The sequence below is a fragment of the Paraburkholderia sp. CNPSo 3281 genome, from assembly GCF_024206515.1.
Taxonomy (GTDB): Bacteria; Pseudomonadota; Gammaproteobacteria; order Burkholderiales; family Burkholderiaceae; genus Paraburkholderia; species Paraburkholderia nodosa.
Window position 1 is genome coordinate 23,545 of sequence record NZ_JAMBPS010000057.1, and the last position, 21,375, is coordinate 44,919.

Sequence of the window (21,375 nt, forward strand, 5' to 3'; positions counted from 1 at the left end):
TATGGACGCTCACGCAGATCAGACCGATGAAGCGATGGCAACGCAAGTCGCGTACACCGATGCCGACACCATCGACGATGTCACGCGCGCGAAGCTGCGCGCCCTTTTCGATGCGGGCACCGCCCCAGGTCCGGCAGCGCCCGCGCGAGTGCCCGCCATGGAGGGGCTGCTTGCAGCTGAGGTGACCGACACCCATCATCCGGACAGCCCGGGCCGGGTGCGGGTGCGCTGGCACTCCGCCCTGGGTGAGGCTCTGGAGTGCTGGCTGCAATGCCTGAGCGGGCAACGGCCGCGCAGGGGCGATCGCGTGCTCCTCGAGCAGCCGTCAAACTGGCCGGAGCCGCTGGTCACGGGGATTCTCGCGCCTGCGGCGGCTGGGGGCGAAGCGCCCGACACGCACGCGAGCCAGACCGTGAAGCTCGCGCCCGACGAATGCGTACAGATCGACGATGCACATGGCAAACCGCTGGTGCAGATTCTCGCTTCGAGCGCGGGACCGGTGGTGCGCCTCATGAGCCCGAACGTCAACTTCGAGGCCGCGGGCAAGCTCAGCCTGCGCGCGCAAGCGCTTGAGCTGGAGGCGGGCCGCGGCGGCGTCGATATCCGCACCGAGGCCGATACCGTGGTGCGCAGTCGCTACATTCGGCTGAACTGAGGCACGAGGGCATCGGGAGATGCAGCGTGAATTTGCCGCCACGGATGCTGCGCTGGGCGCGTTCATCGAGCAGCCTGATTATCCAACGCTCGTGCTCGGCGCAACCGATCTCGACGTCGTGTTCGCGTTCAGGATGCTGCAGGAACGCGATCGGCGAGACAGGCAGCGCGTCTACCTGCTGTTTCCGTTCGAATGCGCCGCGTCGGGCCGCTTTGTTCAACAGTGCATGGCATCGCTCGCCGCGCAGATTGACGCAGAGAACCAGGCGCGCGCGCAAGAGGGCGTGATGCCGTGGGCCGAGCTCCCGCTGCTTTGCACCGATCCGACGCCGCACCCCGCCCGGCGGCTAAGAGCGGCGATCGAGCATGTGCGCACACTGGTTGCGGAAGGTGTCGATATCGTCTGGGGGCTCTTGCCATCGACCCTCGAGGACGCCACCGGCTATCGCGAAACGGTGTTGCCGCTGCTCGCGCTCGATGGCTTCGAGGCGTGGATGGACGGCCACCGCTTCTGCGTTCGCGACGATTGTTCGCGGCGTTTCCTGTTGCCGCAGGAGTTGCGTGCGAAAGCGCCACACGTGCTCACGCTTGACCTCGACTTTTCGCCCGAAAAAGCCGCTGACGCCCTGGTGGGCGCGATGAACGACTCGGCCCGCCCGCTGGCTGAGCGCATACAGGCGGCGATGCAGCTGGCCGCGCTCGATCTCACGCACGGTCGGCTCGACCAGGCGCTGGCGAAGTATCGCCTGCTGTATGGCTGGCATCGCGAACAGTGCAACCCGCTTGGGCAGGCGCTGGCGTTGGGCGGAATCGGCGATGTCGCGACACGCAGCGGCCAGCACGCCGATGCGAGCCGCTGGTATGCGCATGCGCTCGACGCCGCGGCGGAGAGTGGCAACCTGGGCGTGACGCTCAATATTCTCATGGCGTCTGGAGAAGCTTGCCTGCGCCTGAAACAGCCCGCGCGCGCGGTCGAATATTTCGAGCTCGCGAGCCGTGGTGCGGACAAGCTGATGTTCCCGCACACGAGCGTCGCCGCACTGGAGAAGCTCGGCGTGGCCCTGCTGGGTGCGCATAAGACTGCCGAGGCAGCACGCACGTGGACCGAGGCGAAAGCGCTGTGCGAGCGCTTCGGTTGCGAGCACCAACGCCACTCGCTGCTCGACCGGCTGGCAGCCCTGTATGCGCAGGCCGGCTTGAAGACGCAGGCGAAAGCCTACGAGATGGAGAAAGATCGGATTCCTTCATATCGTGGGGGAGCGCGTCGATAGATGAGCACCCCGCCCGTCAATCCGGCCAGCCCGGCTAACGAGCCGCCCCCGCCGCCTGCGCCGTTGATCTCGCCGACCGGCAATACGTCGGTCGACGCGCTTGCCAGTGCGGTCAATGCCGGCGCGCAGCCGTTTCAGCAGCTCGGTAACCCGAAGGCCAACACGCTTGACCGCGTCACGAACGTCGTGAGCGGAGCGGTGGGCAGTCTCGGCGCGCTCGACCAGCTGCTCAATACGGGCATGGCGATGATTCCCGGCGCGAATCTCGTACCCGGCATGCCGGCGGCGTTCATCGGCGTGCCGCATCTCGGGGTGCCGCATGCGCACGCGCACCCGCCGAGCGACGGCGTGCCGATGCCGAGCTGCGGCGTGACGATCGGAAGCGGCTGCCTGAGCGTGCTGTATGGAGGCATGCCCGCTGCACGGGTGCTCGACATCGGCCTCGCGCCCACCTGTGGCGGCTTTGCGCCCATCTTCGAGATCTGCACCGGATCGAGCAATACCTTCATCGGTGGCGCGCGCGCGGCGCGCATGGCGCTGGACCTGACGCGTCACTGCAATCCGCTCGGCGTGAGCGGCGCGGGGCACGCCGCGCAGGAGGCTGAGAAGGCGAGCGCACTGAAGCGTGCGATGCACATTGCCGGCATGGCGGCGCCGGTGGCCTCCGGCGGGCTGACGGCCGCCGACCAGGCCGTGGATGGCGCCGGGGCGGCCACCGTCGAAATGACGGCGGCGCAGACAGCGGCAGACGCGATCGCGATGGCGATGAGCAATCTGATGGGCAAGGATCCGGGCGTTGAGCCAGGAATGGGAACGCTGATCGATGGCGACGCGAGCGTCCTGATCGGCGGCTTCCCGATGCCCGATGCGCTTGCCATGCTGATGCTGGGTTGGGGACTGCGCAAGAAGGCGCACGCGCCAGAAGATGCCGGGGAGTCCCGGCGCACGGAGCAAGGGGAATGCAAGGGCGGGCACCCTGTCGACGTGGTCAGGGGCACGGCGGAGAATGAGTTTACCGACTATGCGGCCGTCGACGCGCCCGCCTTCAAATGGGAGCGCTACTACCGTAGCGACTGGAGCGAACGCGACGGCGCATTGGGTTTCGGCTTTCGTCACAGCTTCCAGCATGAACTGCGACTGTTGCGCACGCGTGCGATCTACGTCGATGGCCACGCCCACGCGTATACGTTCAGGCGCGGCGTCGCGGGGCGCTACGAGGGCATCTTCGCAGGCTACGCACTACAGCAGCAAGGCACTAATCGTTTCGTGATCCTATATGGGTCGCATAGCGAGCTCACGTTCGAGCGCACGAGCGAAACGCATGGTTCGACCCGACTCGTGCGCCATGTCTGCGACGGTGCCGAAAGCACGCTGCGCTACGCAGACGACGGCACGTTACGGCACATCGAACAATCGGCGCAGCGTGATGGGCGCCGCCGGCTGGTCGATTTCATCTACGACGCACACGGCCATGTGGTGCAAGTGCGTCAAACCAATGCGCAAGGCGCCGTCACCTGCATTGCCCGGTATCGCTACGATGCCGCCGGTTGCCTCACAGCGGCAACTGATGCGCTCGGCGCGTCCATGACCTACGGGTATGACGAGTTGCGCCGCATGACTCGGGAAACGGATGCCAATGGCTACTCGTTCTACTACCGTTACGGTGGTGACGGCCGTTGCGTCGAGAGCGTGGGGCAGGACGGCCTGTGGCGCGTCCTGCTCGATTACCAGCCTGGCCGCACGGCGGTCACACAAGCCGATGGCGGAAAATGGACCTACTTGTACGACGATGCGCGCACGGTGACGCACATCATCGACCCCTATGGCGGCGCGGCGGAGCGCGTGACCGGCATGGATGGGCGCATCGTCGAGGAGGTAGACGCCGCCGGGCGCGTGATGCGCTGGCTTTATGACGAGCGCGGACGCCATACGGGACGCATGGACGAATGGGGCAACGTGTGGCCGGCGTGGAACGGGGTACAGGCACTGCCGAACCCCTTCGCACATCGTTTGCCACAGACACACCTCGGGCTGCAGTGGGGAGAGCCGGCGCAACACAAGGTGGGGAATACGATTTTGCTGCCCGAGGCTATCGAACGGATCGTGGATGACCTGCCCGGGCGCCGCGTGAACGCATGCGCCCTGAAGGAAACAAGGGACGCCAGCGAGCGGCTGGTGACACGCATCGACGAATGCGGTAAAGCCGAGCATTTTGCGTATGACTCAGCTGGCAATGTGCTCGAGTATCGCGACAAGGATGGCAGGGGTTACCGCTACGGCTTCGCATCCTGGAACCTCTGCGTAAGCGAGGAGGATCCACTCGGCGGTGCAGTGTCATACCGTTATACAACTCAGGAGAAGGTCTCGTCGGTTGTTGACGCGAACGGGAATGAAAGCCTGTACGCCTACGATCTGAAGAACCGCATTGTCGGCGTTACGCGGCACGGGGTGGTCCGCGAGACCTACGCATATGATGGAGGAGATAGCCTGGTTGAAAAGCGCGATGGCGACGGCAACTGGCTGCTGCGCTTCGAGGTGAGCGAGTGCGGCCTGCATCGTAGGCGCGTGCTGGCGAGCGGCGAGACACACTGCTTCGAATACGACGAGCGAGGAAATTTCACGAGGGCGTCAACGGACCGCGCCGACGTCAGGTTCACGTACGACGCGCTCGGGCGCTGCATCGCGGACAAGCGCAATGGACGCGGTGTCGAGCACAAATATATCGGCGCGCGTCTTGCAGAGACCACGTACTTCGATCGATTCACGGTGCGATACGAATCTTGTGGGGACGGTGACATGTCGATTCACGTTCCGGGCGGAGCTGTCCACCGGCTTCACCAAAGTGCCGATGGCAAGGTCCTGCTGCGTCTTGCCAACGGCATGAATCGACTCTACGCGTATGACCCGCAAGGGCGATGCGTCGCACGCCTGACGTGGTCCGAGGGACGCGCGCAAGACGTCCATTGTGCGGAGTATAGCTACAGCGCGACAGGCGAGTTGCGATGCGTCATCGATAGTCAGAAGGGCAGGACGGAGTATCGATACGATGCCGCCCACAGGCTGGTGGAGGAGAGTCAAGACGGTTGGCCGGTGCGGCGCTTCGAATATGACCGGGGAGGCAATCTTGTCTCTACGCCGTCCTATCCGTCTATCCAGTGCATGGAGGGAAACCGGCTGGCTGCCGCGTCACGCAGCCTGTTTCGCTACGACGAACGTAACCGTCTGGCCGAAGAGATTCGCGCGCCAGAGGCGCATACGGTATACCGCTATAACAGCATGGACTTGCTGGTGGAAGTGCACTGGAGCGATCGCGACGAGGCGTGGGCAGCGCAATACGACGGGCTGTGCCGACGCACTGCCAGCACAATCGGCGCACATCGTATCGACTATTACTGGGACCGCGACAGGCTGGCCGCGGAGTCCCGTGCGGACGGCAGGCTGCGCCTGTACGTCTATCCGGACGAGATGGCGCTGGTGCCGTTCCTATTCATCGACTATGACTCGCCGCAAGCCCCGCTCGATAGTGGCCGGGTCTATTACGTTGTGGTTAATCAGGTCGGGCTTGCGGAGCAGATTGATGATGACGAATGCAGGACGGTATGGCGCGCGCGAGACATCGATCCTTATGGGACGGTTACCGTGGCTGACCACGGCGAGATCGAATATAACCTGCGGTTTCCAGGCCATTATTACGACGCGCCAACGGGTTTGCACTATAACCGGTTCAGGACGTACAGCCCGGCGCTTTGCCGCTATTTGCAATCGGACCCCGTGGGACAGGCCGGGGGCGTGAATTTATACGCATACGCTGCCAACCCGCTGGTGGCGGTGGATATCCTGGGGCTCAAGGATTGCTGTGGCGCTCCGGGAAATAACCATTTCGACGATTGCGAGCATGCAGGCAATGGCCGCGCTGCCGAACGGCCTCCGGATCGACAGAAGTCAAAGCAGCAGCTCGACGCGGAGCGCAAGGATACGTCAGCCCAGTCGTTTGTCACGAAGGGCGCGTCAAAGGCGGGCGAGATTGCCGATGATCTGCACAGGCAGACCGATGCGACGGGCCGGGGCATGTGCACTGCCTGTGGGGACCCCGAAGATGGGGCTCGTGTGCAAAACGGGCAAGCGAAGAAGCAACCGCAGGAGCTTGATCCACGAGGCGAGCATCTTTCGGGCGAAAACATGGTTGCGCTGATGGAAGAGCTCGGGATGCCTATCAAAGGGCATCCGGCCGATGGTGATGTAGTGGGGAGAACGAATGCGTCCCATGCGGAAATGCTGGCCGGACATGACAATCATTTTTACGGGCGGGAGCCGAATGTCATTGGCATATCGAGACCCTCATGCGGCATGTGCCGGGACTGGTTGAGGAGGCATGCCCAATATACGCGTGTCACGCATATCGTCAGCGACCCGGAATACCAGCGAATCTATCACCCCGATGGGACCGTCGACATTTACCATAGCGATGGAGAATACGTCGGTAAAGTGTCCAGCAAGGTCGATCCGACGGCCACCCGGCAGAATTACGAGGGTATCCCATGGTAGAAAAGACCCGCGAACTTGTTGCCGATTGCCGAGCCATTGTGATCGCGTCGCCCACGCACCACTTGCCACTGAACGCAAGACAGCGTTTGTGGGCCTCCTTCGGTGAGCGGCTGGACCCGGCCGAGGTACGGGCCGGAGCGATATCGCCGGGTCATGACCGGCGTGGCAGGCTCGCGATATATGCGGTACGGAGCGTTCTGCCGTGGTATGCGGCAGACGAGGCGCGCGCCGGTGCAGACCTGGTCAATTCGACGGATCACCCCACCAAAATCCTCGACGTCGCCGAGCGCCGACTCGACCGGATTGACGACTGGGCTTCGACCGAGAGAACCGCTTACCGCTATGGGAATATGCTCCAGTACATTTACGAGCTTTGGCAGGACTATGAGGTAGCGTCGCTGATTTTGCTTGGCGCAGGCGGGGCGATCGGTTCATGCATCTGCGATCACCTGTGGCTCGAAGCAGAAGACGAAGGACCTGATACTGAAGGGTGGACGCCGGAAATGTACGCTTGCCTCGCGTTCTGCGATGGGGCGAGCCCCTGGGTCCAGGACGAGACGCAGGGCGAACGGCAGGGTGAACTCAACGCTCGCCGGGAAGCGTTCTGGCTGCAGTACCTCGCGAAGGCCGCCGAACTTGCTGTTGCAGCTCACAATTTTCGCTAGCGATTATCACAGATGCGGTAAGGTGTTCGATAATTCCGCTAGTCCGCTGCGTCATTGAATTGGCACCGCTCGAATCCGAGACGAAGGTTCGTCATATTTCCACTTGATTGGCTTCGGGTTCTTGCTGTGCTCGCGAATGTAATGCATCAGTTTGCGATCCAGATCCTTCACTGAACTGAAGATGCCGCGCACGCTCACTTGACACCGGGTCCGCTAATGGGTGTCAACGATCTATGAACCCAAGTCGAGCGTCTCTTCCTGGCCGACCACGGGCGGACGGCGAATGCATCAAACCGACCCAACCCGGACGCTCGCTCATAGACTGTGGCAACGGCTGGTTGCAGAGGTACAACGGTCGTATTGTCCGTGAAATGGCGCACGGCGCCTTAGTGTCATTTACACGGCGATACTCCAAACAGCTGAAGGACCACACTACGCAACCAGCGATTCCCGGCCTCGTGATGATACCGGGCATGCCAATGTTGCCGGACGGCGAAACCATCCACGGAGATGGGGCACGAATGTATAGCCAGATCGTTGGCCTGCGCGAGCGTTTCTCCAATGTGGCGTGGCAGCGTGGCGACCAGATCGGTCGTCTGGACGATCGTTCCGAGCCCGAGGAATCCCGGTAACTGCAGCACGACGTCACGCTCGATCCGCTCGCGCGCCAGCGCCAGTTCCAGCAATTGCGCACCCGTGCCCGATTCGATCGCGACATGTCCCTCCGAGCGGTACTGCTTCAAACCGAGCCGCCCGCGAACGCGCGGATGATGCAGGTTCGTCAGACATACCCAATCCTGGTGATAAAGCTGCTGCTGGTAGATGCCGCCGCTTAGCCAGGGGACGTAGCCAATAGCCAGATCGGCCTCACCCGACTCCAGCGCCCGTTCCGTGTTGCCGTCGATTCCCGCCGCCTCGAGCCGGATGCCGGGCGCCTGGGCGCGTACGTGCGCGAGCAGTCTCGGCAGCAGCGTGATGTGGCTCGCATCTGTCATGCAGATGCGAAAGCGCCGCTGCGCCGTCGCAGGATCGAACGCGATCTCCCACGCGACGAAGCGCCTGAGCGATTCGAGAATCTCGCGGCAAGGCCCGATCAGCGCATCGGCCTGCGGTGTCGGCGCCATGCCGCCGGGCGTGCGGATGAAAAGCGGATCCTGCAAACACTCGCGCAGCCGGCCGAGCCAGATGCTGATGGTAGGTTGGCTTTGCCCCAGTTGCTCGGCAACCCGCGTGACGCTGCGCGTGTCATACAGAAGGTCGAACAGCTGTAGCAGCTTCAGATCAGGCAAATCGGTCGGCATCATGGCGTAGCGAGCATTATTGTCTGGTGCAATGACGCCATTGTAGTCATTGCATTGCCGATATGGGCGGCAACTCCTATCGTGTGCCTACACGTCAAGGAGAAGCCCTGTGAAGATTGCGATTCTCGGCGCCGGCGCACTAGGCTGCGCGATCGGTGCCACCCTCACGGAGGGCAGCCACGAAACCTGGCTGCTGGACCGTTCGCCCGTCCATGTCGAAACGATGCTCCGCGACGGTCTGCTGGTCGACGACGACAACGGCACGCGGCGCATCGCGGTGCGCGCCGCGACCCAGGCGAGCGAAATCGGCGCAGCCGACGTGGTGATCGTGCTCGTCAAGTCCTTCCACACCGACGCGGCGATGCGCGGCGCACTCGCGCTGATCGGGCCCGAAACGCTCGTGCTGTCGCTGCAGAACGGCCTCGGGCATGAAGACGTGCTCGCCGATATCGTGGGCCGCGAGCGCGTGCTGGCGGGCAAGACGTATGTCGGCGGCGTGTTGCGCGGTCCGGGGCATATCCAGTCGGGTGTCACCGGCAAGGCGACGTACATCGGCGAACTCGATGGCCAGCTCACGCGCCGTGTGAAGACGATCGCCGAGGCCCTCAACGCAGCGGGGCTGATGACCACAGTCAGCGACAACATCATGGGCACGATGTGGGACAAGCTGCTCGTGAACGTCGCTACGGGCGCGATTACGGGCATTACACGCCTCACTTACGGCCAGCTCTATGACGAGCCGCTGCTGAAAGCGACGGCTCTCGCGGCCATCGGCGAAGCTATGGCAGCAGCCCACGCGGCGGGCATCACGTTGTCAATGACCGACCCCGAGCAGGCCTGGACACTGGCGGCCGAAGGTCTCTCTCCGACGTTCAAGACGTCGATGCTGCAAAGCCTCGAAAAAGCCTCGGTCACCGAGATCGATTTCATCAACGGTTCGGTGGTGCGCTGGGGACAACGGCTAGGCGTGCCGACGCCCGTCAACGCGACGCTGGTGGCCTGCATCAAGGGGATCGAACGCGCGATGGCCGATGAAGCGCGCAAGGAGACGACGGCATGAGCGGCTCGAAGGCTTACCTGGAACATGTCGCGATCTGGGTGAAGGACATCCGGTGGCATATCCGCTTCTTCGAAGACGTGCTCGGCATGACCATGCGCGAAGTCGACGGCACCGTCGACGCGCCGCGCCAGTATTGGACGCTCGGCGGTCTTCAGTTCATTCATGCGCCGCAACACGATGGCCCCGAAGGGCGCCTCGCGCATCTGGGCGTCATGTGCGAAGACCTCGAAGCCGCTTTGGCAGTGGCCCATGCCTTTGGCATCAGCGAGATGCCGCAAGGGCGCAACTGGCTGCGTCTGCCCGACGGCCTGGCCGTCGAACTGATTCAGGCCAAACCCGCGTCCTGTGTCGCGCAGGCGCTGAACATCAACCCGCGCGCGGAGGCGTGAGCATGACGATTATCGAGAAGTTCTGGGACGACGCCCGCGAAGGCGACGAGTGCGTGAGCCCGAGCTATACCGTGACGAAGGAACGCATCCTCGCCTATGCCGACCTCACGGGCGACCATACGCCTGTGCACGTGGACGAGGTGTATGCGAACGCGAGCCACTTTGGCTGCCTCGTCGCGCATGGGTTGTTCGGGCTCTCGATTGCCGACGGCCTCAAGACCCAGAGCGACTATCGTTTTCTGCCCGGCATGTCGCTCGGCTGGACCTGGGATTTTCTGCTGCCTGTCAAGGTCAACGATGTGCTGCACGTGAAGTTTCGCGTCGGCGCCATGCGGCCCAGCAATAGCCGTCCTGGATGGGGCATCGTCGTGCTGCCATCTGAGCTGATCAATCAGGATAACAAGATAGTTCAACGCGGCGAGCATCGTCTGATGGTGCCGCGCCGGCCGGGAGCGTACTGATGCAGGGCCGTCCTCTCGAAGGCATTCGCGTTGTCGACTATAGCCACTTCCTCGCCGGTCCCTACGTGGGCCGCTGCCTTGCGGCGCTCGGCGCCGAAGTCATCAAGGTCGAGCGTCCCGGCAGCGGTGACGCAGGGCGCCAGCACGCGACCGTACTGGACGGCCAGCAAAGCGGCTATTTCCTGCAATTGAACATGGGCAAGCGCGGCGTCAGCGTCAACATGAAAGATGCGCGCGGCAAGGAGTTCATGCGCCGCTTGTGCGATTCGGCGGACGTGTTCGTCGAGAACTACCGTCCCGGCGCGCTGGACAAGCTCGGACTGGGCTATGCGGGGTTGTCCGCGCGCAATCCGGGCCTCGTCTACTGCTCGATCTCGGCATACGGCCATACGGGCCCCGACGCGCATCGCGCCGGATTCGGCCTGATCGCGGAGGCGAAGAGCGGCATCATGCAGATGGTGGGCACGCCGGGCGAGCCGCCGCCGTTGCTGCGCATTTCGCTCGGCGACATGTACACGGGCATCCACGCAGTGGCGGCGATCAACGCGGCGCTGCTCGGCCGCGTGAAGAGCGGCCGCGGCCAGCACATCGACATGGCGCTCTACGACACACTCGTCTCGATGCACGAGTATGCGGTGCAGTGCTACACGCTGCGAGGTGTGGTGCCGGAACAGACCGGTCACGACATGCCGACTTCGACGCTTTATGGCGTGTTTCGGGCAGCAGACGGCGACCTCGTGATCGCTGCGCAGGTGGATGACGCATGGAAACGTCTCGCCGCGTTGATCGAAGCGCACGGCGGCCCCGCCGGATTTGGCAGCGATGCGCGCTTTCACGATAGCGTGGGCCGCAACACGCATCGGCAGGCGATTCTCTCCGTCGTGCAGCCGTGGGTTGCCGCGCGGCCAGTCGCGCAGGTGCTGGAACTGCTGGATGGCATCGATGTGCCTTGCGCAAAGGTGCAGCGCATCGACGAGGTGCTCGACGATCCGCAGATCCAGGCGCGCGGCATGGTGGTCGAGCAGCATCACCCGCGCTATGGAACGCTGCGTTTGCCCAACCTGCCTTTCCGCTTTTCTGATTGCGACACCACCATTCGCGACGTCGCGCCGGATCTCGGGCAGCACAACACGGAGGTCGCGCAATCGCTCGGCTTTTCCGCCGCCGAGATCGACGCGATGCAAAGCGAAGGCGTTCTCTACTCGAAGTGAGACACCATGACTGACCAGTATGCGGTGATCGGCCACCCGATCGGACACACGAAGTCTCCGTTGATTCACGGCCTGTTTGCCGAAGCGACGCAACAGGCGATGTCCTACGTCGCAATCGAAGGTCCGCTCGATCCTGACGCTGGCTTCGCGAAGGTCGTGCGCCAGTTCGCTGCGGACGGCGGCAAGGGCATGAACGTCACCGCGCCTTTCAAGCTCAAGGCCTTCGCGCTCGCCGACGAGCGCAGCGAGCGCGCGACACTGGCGGGTGCCGCCAATGCGCTCAAGTTCGAGAACGGCCGGATCATTGCCGAGAATTTCGACGGCGTTGGCTTGTTGCGCGATATCGAAGTCAATCTCGGCGTCCCGCTTGCCGGCAAACGCGTGCTGATGCTCGGCGCGGGCGGCGCAGCGCGCGGCGCGCTGCTGCCGTTTCTCGCCGCGGGTCCCGCCGAACTGGTCGTCGCCAATCGCGATGTGTCCAAAGGCGAGGCGCTGGTCGCCCAGGTCGGCTCGCGCGGTTCGGGCTTAAGCGCCTGCGGCTATGGTGATCTCGCGACGCGAGGCCGCTTCGACCTCGTGGTCAATGCGACCTCCGCAAGCTTGACGGGCGACCTGCCACCCGTCCCTCCGGGCGTGTTCAGCCCGGATGGCACTGCCTACGAGCTTGCGTACGGAAAGCGGCTCACGCCGTTCCTGCGGCTCGCGCGCAACGCCGGCATACACGGTGTCGCCGACGGCGTGGGCATGCTGGTCGAACAGGCGGCCGAAGCCTTTGCATGGTGGCGCGGCGTGCGCCCGTTGACGGCTGCGGTCATCGACCGCCTCACCGTGCCGCTCGACTGAGTGCGCAAAGGAGAACCCGATGAAGAACGTCCTGATGCTTCATGGCATCAATCACAACATGTTCGGCAAGCGCGACCCGGCGCAATACGGAACGGTTACGCTCGCCGACATCGATGCCGGGCTGCAGGCGCTGGGCGAGGAACTGGGTGTGCAGGTCGAATCGTTTCAGACGAACAGCGAAGCGGCGATGTGCGAGCGCATCCATCGAGCTTTCGAAGAGGGCGAGGACGCTGTGCTGATCAACGCCGGTGCGTGGACGCACTACAGCTACGGCATCCGCGACGCGCTCGCGATCCTGACCTGTCCGGTCATCGAACTGCACATGTCCAACATCCATGCGAGGGAATCATTCCGGCACCATTCGGTGTTCGCCGATATCGTCAGAGGGCAGATCTGCGGTTTCGGGATTGAGAGTTATCTCCTCGCACTGCGGGCCGTCCATGCGGAGATCCGTGATTGAGCGGCGCGCCGGAATCGCAACCCGGTTACTACCACAGTGATAAGTGATGCGGCGCATGACGGCTCTCGAATGAAGAAAGGACAGTCAAACGTCTCCTATTCAATGCGCCTTAATGGCTGAAAGTGGCCGGCTAGTGCCCGACGACAGGCCGCGGCGATTTTCTCGGCACGGCGCGCGATGCAACAGTCATATCACGACCCGTTCCTGCCCCTGAGGTACTTTCGGCGACTGTCACTACCGCGCTCCAAAGCGGCCCTCCGCCCCACGCCGCCGGGTCTGACGTAACCAGATTTCACCGCTCCCTGTTCGCCCCGGGACCATTCAGGGTTTTCTCGCCGACACGAGTACACACGGCATCGGGACTTGCACCTCACCGTTGTTCGTATACGCTGCCGCATCGCCGGACACAGCTTTCTGGATTGAAGCCAGCGCTGCCGGCGACTGCGCCTTCAAGATCGCCGCAACGCGCACACCGCCGCACATCAGGACGTCGAAAGGCGTTTCGGGCGCGCGGATACGCAACGTTTGACTGACTTCCTTAATGCTGGGCTCAACGAAGCCCGCATCAAGCAGCGCACGTTCCGATTCGTGCGAGTCGCTGAAGCGGAAGAACGGAGGCCCGGGAGGTAGTTCGACATCCATGCGACCGTGCTTCTCAATGGCCTTGAGCACCATCCCGAATCCAACGGTCTGGTCCGGCGGTGCCCAAACCGTAAACGAGATTCTGCCGCCCGGGCGCAGCACGCGAAACGCTTCGGCGAGCGCGGCCTCGGGACGAGCGAAATGCAGCATTCCGAAGCTGATACCAACCGCGTCAAAACTCATATCCGGAAAAGGCAGATCTTCGGCGCTCCCGGGACGGAATGTGAGGTCAGGGAAAATGCGTCTCGCTTGCTGGACCATCGCGTCCGCGAAATCGACGCCAACTACATCGGCGCCACGACGCGCCGCCGCTGCCGCAAGATAGCCGGGTCCTGACGCGATATCAAGGAACTGGACGCCGGCACGCACTTCAAGCGCATCGAGCAACGCATCATTGGACTGCGTCGTCAGTTCGCCAAAATACGAGTGATAGGGCTGTGCGACTGTTTCCCAGCCCTGACGCTCAAAGGCACTGAATTCGTCTTGTTCCATGTCACCCCTCCATCCGGGTTCACCGTATCGGGCTCCGACATCGGATTGACGCGAGCCGAGCCGACGCATGCTGGTCAGGTTAGTGCCACTCGGACACTTGTACAAGACTGCACGGGAGTTCCGGAATTCATCGTGTCACGCCATCACCATCGACCAATACAGTGAACCCCGTATGACATCGTGGCGAGACAGGCAATCGCATTCGTGATGCGCTTCCCCTGTCCCCCTATGACCGGACGGTCGACAGCATGCGTCCAGTGGCTCCTCCTGGCCGATATCGACAGTTGTGGCGGCGGCGAGCTGTGACACTAATGTGCGCTGCGGTTGTTGGCGTTCGCTATTGATGCTAGCGATGTTCACAGATGTTGCTAGTGGCTAAATCTTCGGAATCACCGTCCGACAAGGCTTGTAGCGACTACGTTGACGGATCGCGTGTGTTGCCGTACAGCAACAAGGAGATCAAAAAATGTTCTCTAATTCTGCTAATGCGCCTTTGCACGTCCGTAACGTCCGCTGGCGCCGAAACGGATGTTGATGAGTGTGCTGCGCCAGTATCCGCCCGTATTGCGATAGCATTGATGAGCCAGATATGTTGCACGCGCAACGGGGACCCTCTCATCGACGGAGCTGGCCTTTGAACTTTCGTGCCTGATTTCAGGGCCGAATGCAGCTCTTGACGTAGAAGTCCAAACGCGCGGTTTAAGTCGCGTCAGCTCGGGGCTTGGAGCATTTTGGTGATACGCCGGGTCGATGCTCTGCCGCTGCTCGTTCTCGCGCCTTCCTCTCCCTTACGCTGCGCTAGCAGAATTAACGGACAAGTTAGCGCTTCTGTGAACACCATTAGCGGCAACCGCGAACTTCAACAATTGTGTTCGACATAGACGGAACCCTCGTGGATTCGGTTGACCTGCACGCGCTCGCCTGGCAGGAAGCGTTCAGGCAGTTTGGCCATAGCGTCAGTTTCGAGCAGGCGCGCAGTCAGATTGGAAAGGGCGGCGACCAGTTGATCCCCACGTTCCTGTCTGACCATGACATCGCGGATCACGAGGCAGCACTCGAAGAATGGCGATCCGCGCGATTCAAGTCCGAGTATCTCGCCAGCGGTCGACCCTTTTCGTGTGTGCCGGAGCTTTTTCTGCACGCTCGCGATGCCGGGCGCAAGATAGCCGTTGCCTCTTCTGCCAAGGAACACGAACTGCAGAAGTATCTGGAAATCGCCGGCTTAGCGAAGCTGATCGACGCTGCCACCTCGTCCTCCGAGGCTCGAAGCCCGCGCCCGATATCTTCGAGGCGGTTCTGGCAAAGCTGCACGTTGAAGCGTCCAACGCTCTAGCTGTGGGTGATTCTCCGTACGACGCCCAAGCCGCCAACAAGACCAGATTGAATTGCAGAGGACTGCTATGTGGTTGCTTCATCGAGAAAGACCTGCGCGCCGCCGATTGCATCGACGTCTATCCGGGGCCGGCCGCGCTTTACGCGTGTTTCGATTGGTCTCCTCCATCGGCAACGCGGACATCTATGTTGGGCCGTGGGGCGCGTTAGCCTTTCCGCGCATAGATCAATGACGCAGAGGCTCCGATTTGCGCCATGCGCGCGGCGCCTTCGATTGGCGTGTTGGCCGTTCCACGGTCAGGCAGGCAATTAACCACGTTACGGCGACTCGACGTTCAGGACGATCCGTGCGCCCGCTGCACATCCCATGTGGATGGCGACGGGCTTTCCAATCGTGTGCGCCGGCGCTTTGGTGCACGCTCAGGGGGGAGAAATGCAGACGTTCTTTCCGTGCAGCAATCCGGCGTGCGACGAGGGATTGGAAACGCTCAAACATGAGTTTGGCACTGCCTGCCAGCAGTGCGCGTGGTGCCGCGGGATGGGTGGGGACTGGCGCGAGAGCGCCGAGGACGACGACGCCTGTCTTTGACGGCGGGGATCAGCCGTTCAGTTGCGACTCGACGTTGAGGACGATCTGTGCGAGCGGGTTGTTGTCTGCGGACTGGGGCGCGAACTTGATCTGGGCGAACGTGACAACAGCGAAAGCGACGACGACGAGGGCGGCAGATGCGGCGATGCGGGGAATGTATTTCACAGAGACTTCCTTTCGAGGTGTAGGCAGAAACTGGCGAAGCTGACAGGGGGCCGAATCACTTCGGCGCCATGGCTGTCGACAACCGGCAAGGCCGCACACGGGGTCCGATCGCGCCTGGCGATCTGGACCGCACTGCAAAAAGAGGGGCGACCGAAACCCTGCCACTATAAAGGTTCTACCCGTGTGTGCAGTGCGACACCCGGTCGCCAGTGGGTGCTTAATTCTTGAGCAGCGCTTCGTGATTGAAAGGTTTATGTAGGCCGTAACGAGCAGTGCGGCACTGGACATATCGCGACTGCGGCGCCGTTCACGATGGGCGCGCGCTCCATGGATCGGCCGGCAAACTCCGCCTGCGCAATGCCTTGCCGGACGCCGCCACAAACGCTCCCCGATGCCTCATTGATGCAGAATCGGCGCAATGGCCACAACGACACGACCTGAATACGATGGACGACCCAGAATCGCTATCCCTGGCACTGCCCGACGGCACTAAGGTCTCTGCGCTCCTCCGAGTGCCGGAGGACGCGCGAGCCCTGTATGTCTTCGCGCACGGTGCCGGGGCGGGCATGCAGCATGCCGGCATGTCGTCATTGGCCGACGCGCTTGCGGCGGCCGATGTCGCTACATTGCGCTACCAGTTTCCGTACATGGAGCGGGGCTCCAAGCGGGTGGACTCGCCGGCCGTGGCACATGCTGCCGTGCAGGCAGCAGTCGCAGAGGCCCGCCGGCGGCTGCCAGCCCTGCCGCTCTTCGCGGGCGGCAGGTCGTTCGGCGGCCGCATGACGTCCCAGGCCCAAGCCATCTCCCTGCTCGACGGCGTGCGTGGCCTCGCTTTCGTCGCATTCCCGCTGCACCCGGCGGGCGCGCCCGGCGTGGAGCGGGCACGGCACCTGGCGGACGTCACAGTGCCGATTCTTTTCCTGCAGGGCACGCGCGACAAGCTGGCCGAGCTTCACCTGCTGAGGTCGGTCGTCGAGACGCTGGGGCCACGCGCCACGCTGCATGTGGTGGACGACGCAGATCATTCGTTCCACGTGCGCGCGTCCTCCGGCCGGACCGACGCGGAGGTCGTGCTCGAACTGGCACGGACGATGTCGGCGTGGTTCTTCGCCGAAGGAGAGTTCGTGCCAGTTACCTGAGCAAGCGCAGGAATGCTAGTAGCAGAGTCGGGACGGCGAGCCGGCGAACTCGCCGTGCTGCACTCGCCCGCTCTCCCTTCGTTATCCGCAGATGGTCTGTCGCATAGCCACGATAAGCGACGCCTGTCGCGTCAGAGGGATGGTGTCGGCAACTTCGCTGCTGTAGTTGGCGCTCGTTGGTGGAAAGACCCTAAGTCGTATCTCACGCAATTCGTGGCGTCGAACTGTGTCGGTGGATGAGTCCAAGAAATCAGGCGCGAGTCGATAAATCTACAAAGAATTCAACTGAACCGAAGATCGAGTAGAGCCCGATTGGGAGTGCGTGAACGTCCATTAAGGCTCGAGAAGCAGCCGACTATGTTTTTGGCTCTAACGTCGCTTCCTGGCCGATGAGCGCCTGATGCGAACAGCATGCATCGCTCGAACCTCGCAAGGCAGCGATCGACAAAACGCGACCCTAAGGGGACAGTCGCTCCACCCGTAAGCGGACATTCAAAGCGTGTTCATCGGCGCAGTCGATCTCCGTTGCGCGGGAAACATTTCTATCGCGCCCGCGATCATGCTACGGAGGTGGCTTTAATCAGCAATTCGCCGAGGCGTATTGAAACAGGGTCTTCTGGCGAACGCCGTACTAGAAAGCGGTCCAGTTCTCGACGTGCGCCAACTGCGTCGCCTGTCCTTGCGAGCACAAACGCGAGCGCGATCGGATGCTGAACATAGTTGTAGAAACCCAGGCCTCCACTCGATAGATAGCTTCGCAGCCATTCGAACGCCGCGACGACGTCCTCTACCGAATTGACCCGTCGCCAAAATTCGTCTGCTCGCACGATCGCGGCTTTCACAACCGGTGCCGATTTTTGAGCGACCATCTGCTCACCGCGAAGAAGGCTTAGATCTAAGGCCCTGTCGCGTGCATCGACAGTGAGATCAAACTTTGCAGATTTATTGGTTCGGTGCCATCGAACAGAACTGCCCGATACGTGCGGAACAAAGTCAAAGGACAGCCCCCAGCTAGGCGCTATAACACCGCCTTTCCATGCCGGAAATGCAAATATTTGCCGAATGGGCGACCCGTCGAATCGTACCCACTTTAGCGGCGATACTGTCTCGAATCCTCGCTCCTCCAATTCGGCATCGACATCAGGAGAGATAATGCGATGCGCAGCCTCCAAGGTCACCATGTCGAACGCTTCGTCCTTTTGAGTATGTTTCCGGATGTGCGTGATCCACTTGCTGATGCTCATCTTCACAACACTATGTCAGGAGAGGAAAACCGTCGCCATCGGCCTGAGTTGACAGGGCGTGGCCGTCGTTTGGTGGTTACAATTGTCGGCGATCCAGACCGCGCTGTCGAACGGTCGCTTGTGGCCGACCACGGGCGGACGGCGAATGCATCAAACCGTTAAGGGTTATTCGATGCCTGCCATCGGCCGCAGGAATGTGACGGTGCCTCTGCGCGTGTTGGCAGGCGTCGAATAAGGCTCGATGGAGGAAACCGCGGGGCGCGCCGATGCGCTCGGAGCTTCGCGGCTATGGCGATTGATAGGTCAGGATGCTGTGCGGTGTGGGATGCGGCGCGGCCAATCGGGATGTGGGATGGGCGCTGACGCGGTGGCGAAGCGGTGCAGTCGTGCAAGCGCGATGGTGAACCGAGCACGCGAGGCAGGTCGCGAAGTGATATGCGCAAACGTCCGCTCGTGGGCCGCATTGACGCGAAGCCGACGTTCGACATGCAGATCGAGGAACCGTGGAGCTCATGTCTGACCCCGTCGCATCGGCGGTGCGTGGATCGGGGCGGTGCGGATGATGATGTCGATGACGATCATTGGCGCGCCGCAGTGGCGGCAGATAAAGGTGGGCCGGGTTTCGATGGTGGCGTCGTCCGGTGTGACGGGCTGATCGCGGGTGCGACGTGTAGCAGATCGCGCACCCTGGCGAGACTGGCGCGGCGCACGGGGTTGGCAAGCAGTCCGTAGTGGCGGATCCGATGGAAGCCGCCGGGCAGCACATGGAGCAGGAAGCGGCGCATGAATTCGCCAGCTTCGAGGGTCATGGCCTTGTAGCGGGTACGCCCCTTGGCACGGTAGTCCTTCCACCGGAATGTCACGCCGCGTTCATCGAAGGAGATGAGACGCTGGTTGGAGATGGCGACGCGGTGCGTGTAGCGTGAGAGGTACTCGAGCACCGCCTTCGGTCCGGCGAACGGGCGCTTGGCGTAGACCACCCATTCGCAGGTACGCAGCGGCGCAAGCCATCGGGCAAAGGCGGCGGGCTCAGCGAGCCCGGTGTACTCGCCGAAGAACTGCAGCTGGCCATGCCGGTGGGCCACTTCGAGCGCTTCGAGGAAGCGCCGGCGGAACAGGCGTGAGAGCACGCGTACGGGCAGGAAGAAGCCGGGCCGGCACGCAATCCAGCGCTCGCCATCGGGCGAGAGTCCGCCGCCGGGTACGATGCCGTGCACGTGTGGATGATGCGTGAGTGCCGAGCCCCAGGTGTGCAGTACGAGCGTGGCACCAATCTGGGCGCCGAGGTGTCTGGGATCGGCGGCGATCGTGCGCAGCGTGTCGGCGGCGACGTCGAGCAGCAGGCCGTAGATGATCCGTTTGTTGTACCAGGCGATCGCACTGACGGGCGCCGGCAGCGTGAAGACGACGTGGAAGTATTCGACGGGTAGCAGATCGGCCTGGCGTGCCTCCAGCCAGCGGTGTGCGGCGCTGGCCTGGCACTTCGGGCAATGCCGGTCCCGGCACGAGTTGAAGGACACCTCTGTCCTTGCGCAGCCTGAACAGCGCAGCACATGCCCGCCCAGCGCCGCGCTACGGCACTGTTCGATGGCCGACATGACCTTCAGCTGCCCCAGGCTCAGCCGTACCGTGTTTCGCCATGCTGGCCCGCGGGCGCGGAAGATGTCCGCGACCTCAAGCACGGGACGTCCTGCGGGGCCAGTCTATTCGGAGGGCAGGAGCTCCAGTGGACTGGTGACTTCGCGCAGCAGGTCGGTGGCTACTTGCGCGTAAAGCGCAGTCGTCTCGAGCTTCTTGTGACCGAGCAGCACCTGGATGACGCGGATGTCGACCTTCTGTTCCAGAAGATGGGTGGCGAAGCTGTGACGCAGCGTGTGCATGGACACGCGCTTGTCGATTTGCGCAGTCACGGCAGCGGCGTGTATTGCGCGGTTGAGCTGCTTCGGGGTCAGCGGGTTGACGGGATCCATGCCCGGAAACAGCCAGCCACCATCGAGCATCTTCCCCTGGGCACGCGCGACGCGCCACCAGACGCGCAGGCGTTCGAGCAGCACGGGCGAGAGCATCGCGTAGCGATCCTTGCGGCCCTTGCCCTGTTCGATGCGCAGCGTCATGCGCTGGCTGTCGATGTCGCCGACCTTCAGCGCGACCACTTCGCTCGCGCGCAGGCCGGTGCCGTAGGCAACCGAGAGCGCAGTCTGGTGCTTGAGATTGCCCGCCGCGGCAATGAGCCGGCGGACCTCATCGGGGCTTAGGACGACGGGCAGCACACGGGGCACGCGCACCGGCTGCATGCCAGCCATCAGTTCGGGCTGCCTGAGCGTGACTTCGAAGACGAACTTCAGCCCGGTGATCGCGGCATTGAGAGAAACCGGCGAAGTGCCGTGATCGACCAGATGCAACTGGTAGCGTCGCAGGTCCTCGGCGGAAGCCGTGTCGGGAGAGCGGTGGAGAAACCGGGCGAACTCTCGCACGAACCTCAGATAGGCGTACTGGGTCTTCGGAGAAAGCTGACGCATGCGCATATCGTCGATCATGCGCTGGCGCAGCGGGCTGACGGCTGGTTGGGAGGAGGTCATGATTCGGCTCCTGTTGAAGAACGAGGCGGATTGCCTCATTCGCCAACATAGAACCGCGCGCCCGGCCTCTCCCTGACCTCAAGCGGCGGACCGTAGCCCCTACCGCGTAAGCGGTTTAGTGTACGCCCGTGATGGCGTGCCATTTGCAGGGTGCAAGTCCCTGCCGGAGTTGGCCACAGCTCCGTAGCTGAAGGTAACTGCGTCGTCGTGAGACGGGGTGGGGAGTAACCGGAGGCGAACTGTCGGTCCGTAGGCTAACGAACCTGTTTCGGCGGAGTATCGCGGCGAGCCTGCACTAAAGTGGCGAAGCCTGGAAGTAACACAGCACGCTGT

At 62.8% G+C, this 21,375-nt stretch carries 16 protein-coding genes and 2 pseudogenes; 12 read left to right on the forward strand and 6 right to left on the reverse strand.

All coding sequences use genetic code 11. The annotated features are described in order from the left end of the window. Position 1 precedes the first annotated feature (1 nt). The 4 genes from M3I56_RS33855 to M3I56_RS33870 are packed head-to-tail and all read left to right on the forward strand — an operon-like array spanning position 2 to position 7,135. A complete protein-coding gene (locus tag M3I56_RS33855) occupies positions 2-655 on the forward strand; it encodes a hypothetical protein (protein WP_254357706.1) in 654 nt (217 codons plus the stop codon). Between the two features lie 19 nt (positions 656-674). After that, complete coding sequence (locus tag M3I56_RS33860) at positions 675-1,925, forward strand: tetratricopeptide repeat protein (protein WP_254357707.1); 1,251 nt, start codon at positions 675-677, stop codon at positions 1,923-1,925. Next, positions 1,926-6,470 (forward strand): RHS repeat-associated core domain-containing protein, encoded by a 4,545-nt coding sequence (locus M3I56_RS33865; RefSeq protein WP_254357708.1) that lies wholly within the window; start codon positions 1,926-1,928, stop codon positions 6,468-6,470. After that, the gene (locus tag M3I56_RS33870) at positions 6,464-7,135 is read left to right on the forward strand and encodes an Imm5 family immunity protein (protein WP_254357709.1); all 672 of its coding nucleotides are present in this window, start codon (positions 6,464-6,466) and stop codon (positions 7,133-7,135) included. Before M3I56_RS33865 ends, M3I56_RS33870 begins: the two co-directional genes overlap by 7 nt. 392 nt (positions 7,136-7,527) lie before the next feature. On the opposite strand, the gene M3I56_RS33880 is transcribed toward M3I56_RS33870, so the two are convergent. After that, a complete protein-coding gene (locus tag M3I56_RS33880; protein WP_254357710.1) occupies positions 7,528-8,439 on the reverse strand; it encodes a LysR family transcriptional regulator in 912 nt (303 codons plus the stop codon). A gap of 106 nt (positions 8,440-8,545) precedes the next feature. Between M3I56_RS33880 and M3I56_RS33885 the strand changes: the two genes are divergently transcribed. Genes M3I56_RS33885 through aroQ form a run of 6 tightly spaced genes read left to right on the forward strand, consistent with a single transcriptional unit; the run spans position 8,546 to position 12,860 of the window. Then, on the forward strand, positions 8,546-9,496 hold the full coding sequence (locus tag M3I56_RS33885; RefSeq protein WP_254357711.1) for a ketopantoate reductase family protein: 951 nt from the start codon (positions 8,546-8,548) through the stop codon (positions 9,494-9,496). Further along, on the forward strand, positions 9,493-9,885 hold the full coding sequence (locus M3I56_RS33890; RefSeq protein WP_254357712.1) for a VOC family protein: 393 nt from the start codon (positions 9,493-9,495) through the stop codon (positions 9,883-9,885). Before M3I56_RS33885 ends, M3I56_RS33890 begins: the two co-directional genes overlap by 4 nt. A gap of 2 nt (positions 9,886-9,887) precedes the next feature. Continuing rightward, positions 9,888-10,346, forward strand: a complete 459-nt coding sequence (locus M3I56_RS33895; RefSeq protein ID WP_254357713.1) for a MaoC family dehydratase — start codon at positions 9,888-9,890, stop codon at positions 10,344-10,346. Then, on the forward strand, positions 10,346-11,557 hold the full coding sequence (locus tag M3I56_RS33900) for a CaiB/BaiF CoA-transferase family protein (protein WP_254357714.1): 1,212 nt from the start codon (positions 10,346-10,348) through the stop codon (positions 11,555-11,557). The genes M3I56_RS33895 and M3I56_RS33900 overlap by 1 nt, the downstream gene beginning before the upstream one ends. A gap of 6 nt (positions 11,558-11,563) precedes the next feature. Continuing rightward, positions 11,564-12,400: a shikimate dehydrogenase gene (gene aroE, locus M3I56_RS33905; protein ID WP_254357715.1), complete on the forward strand. Its 837-nt coding sequence runs from the start codon at positions 11,564-11,566 to the stop codon at positions 12,398-12,400. Between the two features lie 19 nt (positions 12,401-12,419). Beyond that, a complete protein-coding gene (gene aroQ, locus M3I56_RS33910) occupies positions 12,420-12,860 on the forward strand; it encodes a type II 3-dehydroquinate dehydratase (RefSeq protein ID WP_254357716.1) in 441 nt (146 codons plus the stop codon). 321 nt (positions 12,861-13,181) lie between these two features. On the opposite strand, the gene M3I56_RS33915 is transcribed toward aroQ, so the two are convergent. Then, positions 13,182-13,994, reverse strand: a complete 813-nt coding sequence (locus M3I56_RS33915; RefSeq protein WP_254357717.1) for a class I SAM-dependent methyltransferase — start codon at positions 13,992-13,994, stop codon at positions 13,182-13,184. Positions 13,995-14,886: 892 nt separating this feature from the next. Between M3I56_RS33915 and M3I56_RS33920 the strand changes: the two are divergent. After that, a pseudogene (locus tag M3I56_RS33920) lies at positions 14,887-15,536 on the forward strand (HAD family hydrolase). 388 nt (positions 15,537-15,924) lie between these two features. Here M3I56_RS33920 and M3I56_RS33925 read toward each other — a convergent pair. Further along, positions 15,925-16,080 carry a hypothetical protein gene (locus tag M3I56_RS33925; protein WP_154671546.1) on the reverse strand — a complete coding sequence of 52 codons (156 nt, stop codon included), beginning with the start codon at positions 16,078-16,080 and terminating at the stop codon, positions 15,925-15,927. A 446-nt stretch (positions 16,081-16,526) separates the two neighbouring features. On the opposite strand from M3I56_RS33925, the gene M3I56_RS33930 reads away from it, so the two are divergent. After that, positions 16,527-17,219 carry an alpha/beta family hydrolase gene (locus M3I56_RS33930; protein WP_254357718.1) on the forward strand — a complete coding sequence of 231 codons (693 nt, stop codon included), beginning with the start codon at positions 16,527-16,529 and terminating at the stop codon, positions 17,217-17,219. 557 nt (positions 17,220-17,776) lie between these two features. On the opposite strand, the gene M3I56_RS33935 is transcribed toward M3I56_RS33930, so the two are convergent. From M3I56_RS33935 to M3I56_RS33945, 3 genes and pseudogenes are all read right to left on the reverse strand, one after another. Further along, the gene (locus tag M3I56_RS33935) at positions 17,777-18,463 is read right to left on the reverse strand and encodes a hypothetical protein (RefSeq protein ID WP_254357719.1); all 687 of its coding nucleotides are present in this window, start codon (positions 18,461-18,463) and stop codon (positions 17,777-17,779) included. 608 nt (positions 18,464-19,071) lie between these two features. After that, positions 19,072-20,145 (reverse strand): annotated as a pseudogene (locus tag M3I56_RS33940) (IS91 family transposase); the annotation flags it as partial. 21 nt (positions 20,146-20,166) lie between these two features. Further along, positions 20,167-21,042: a site-specific integrase gene (locus M3I56_RS33945; RefSeq protein ID WP_254357720.1), complete on the reverse strand. Its 876-nt coding sequence runs from the start codon at positions 21,040-21,042 to the stop codon at positions 20,167-20,169. Positions 21,043-21,375: the final 333 nt, after the last annotated feature.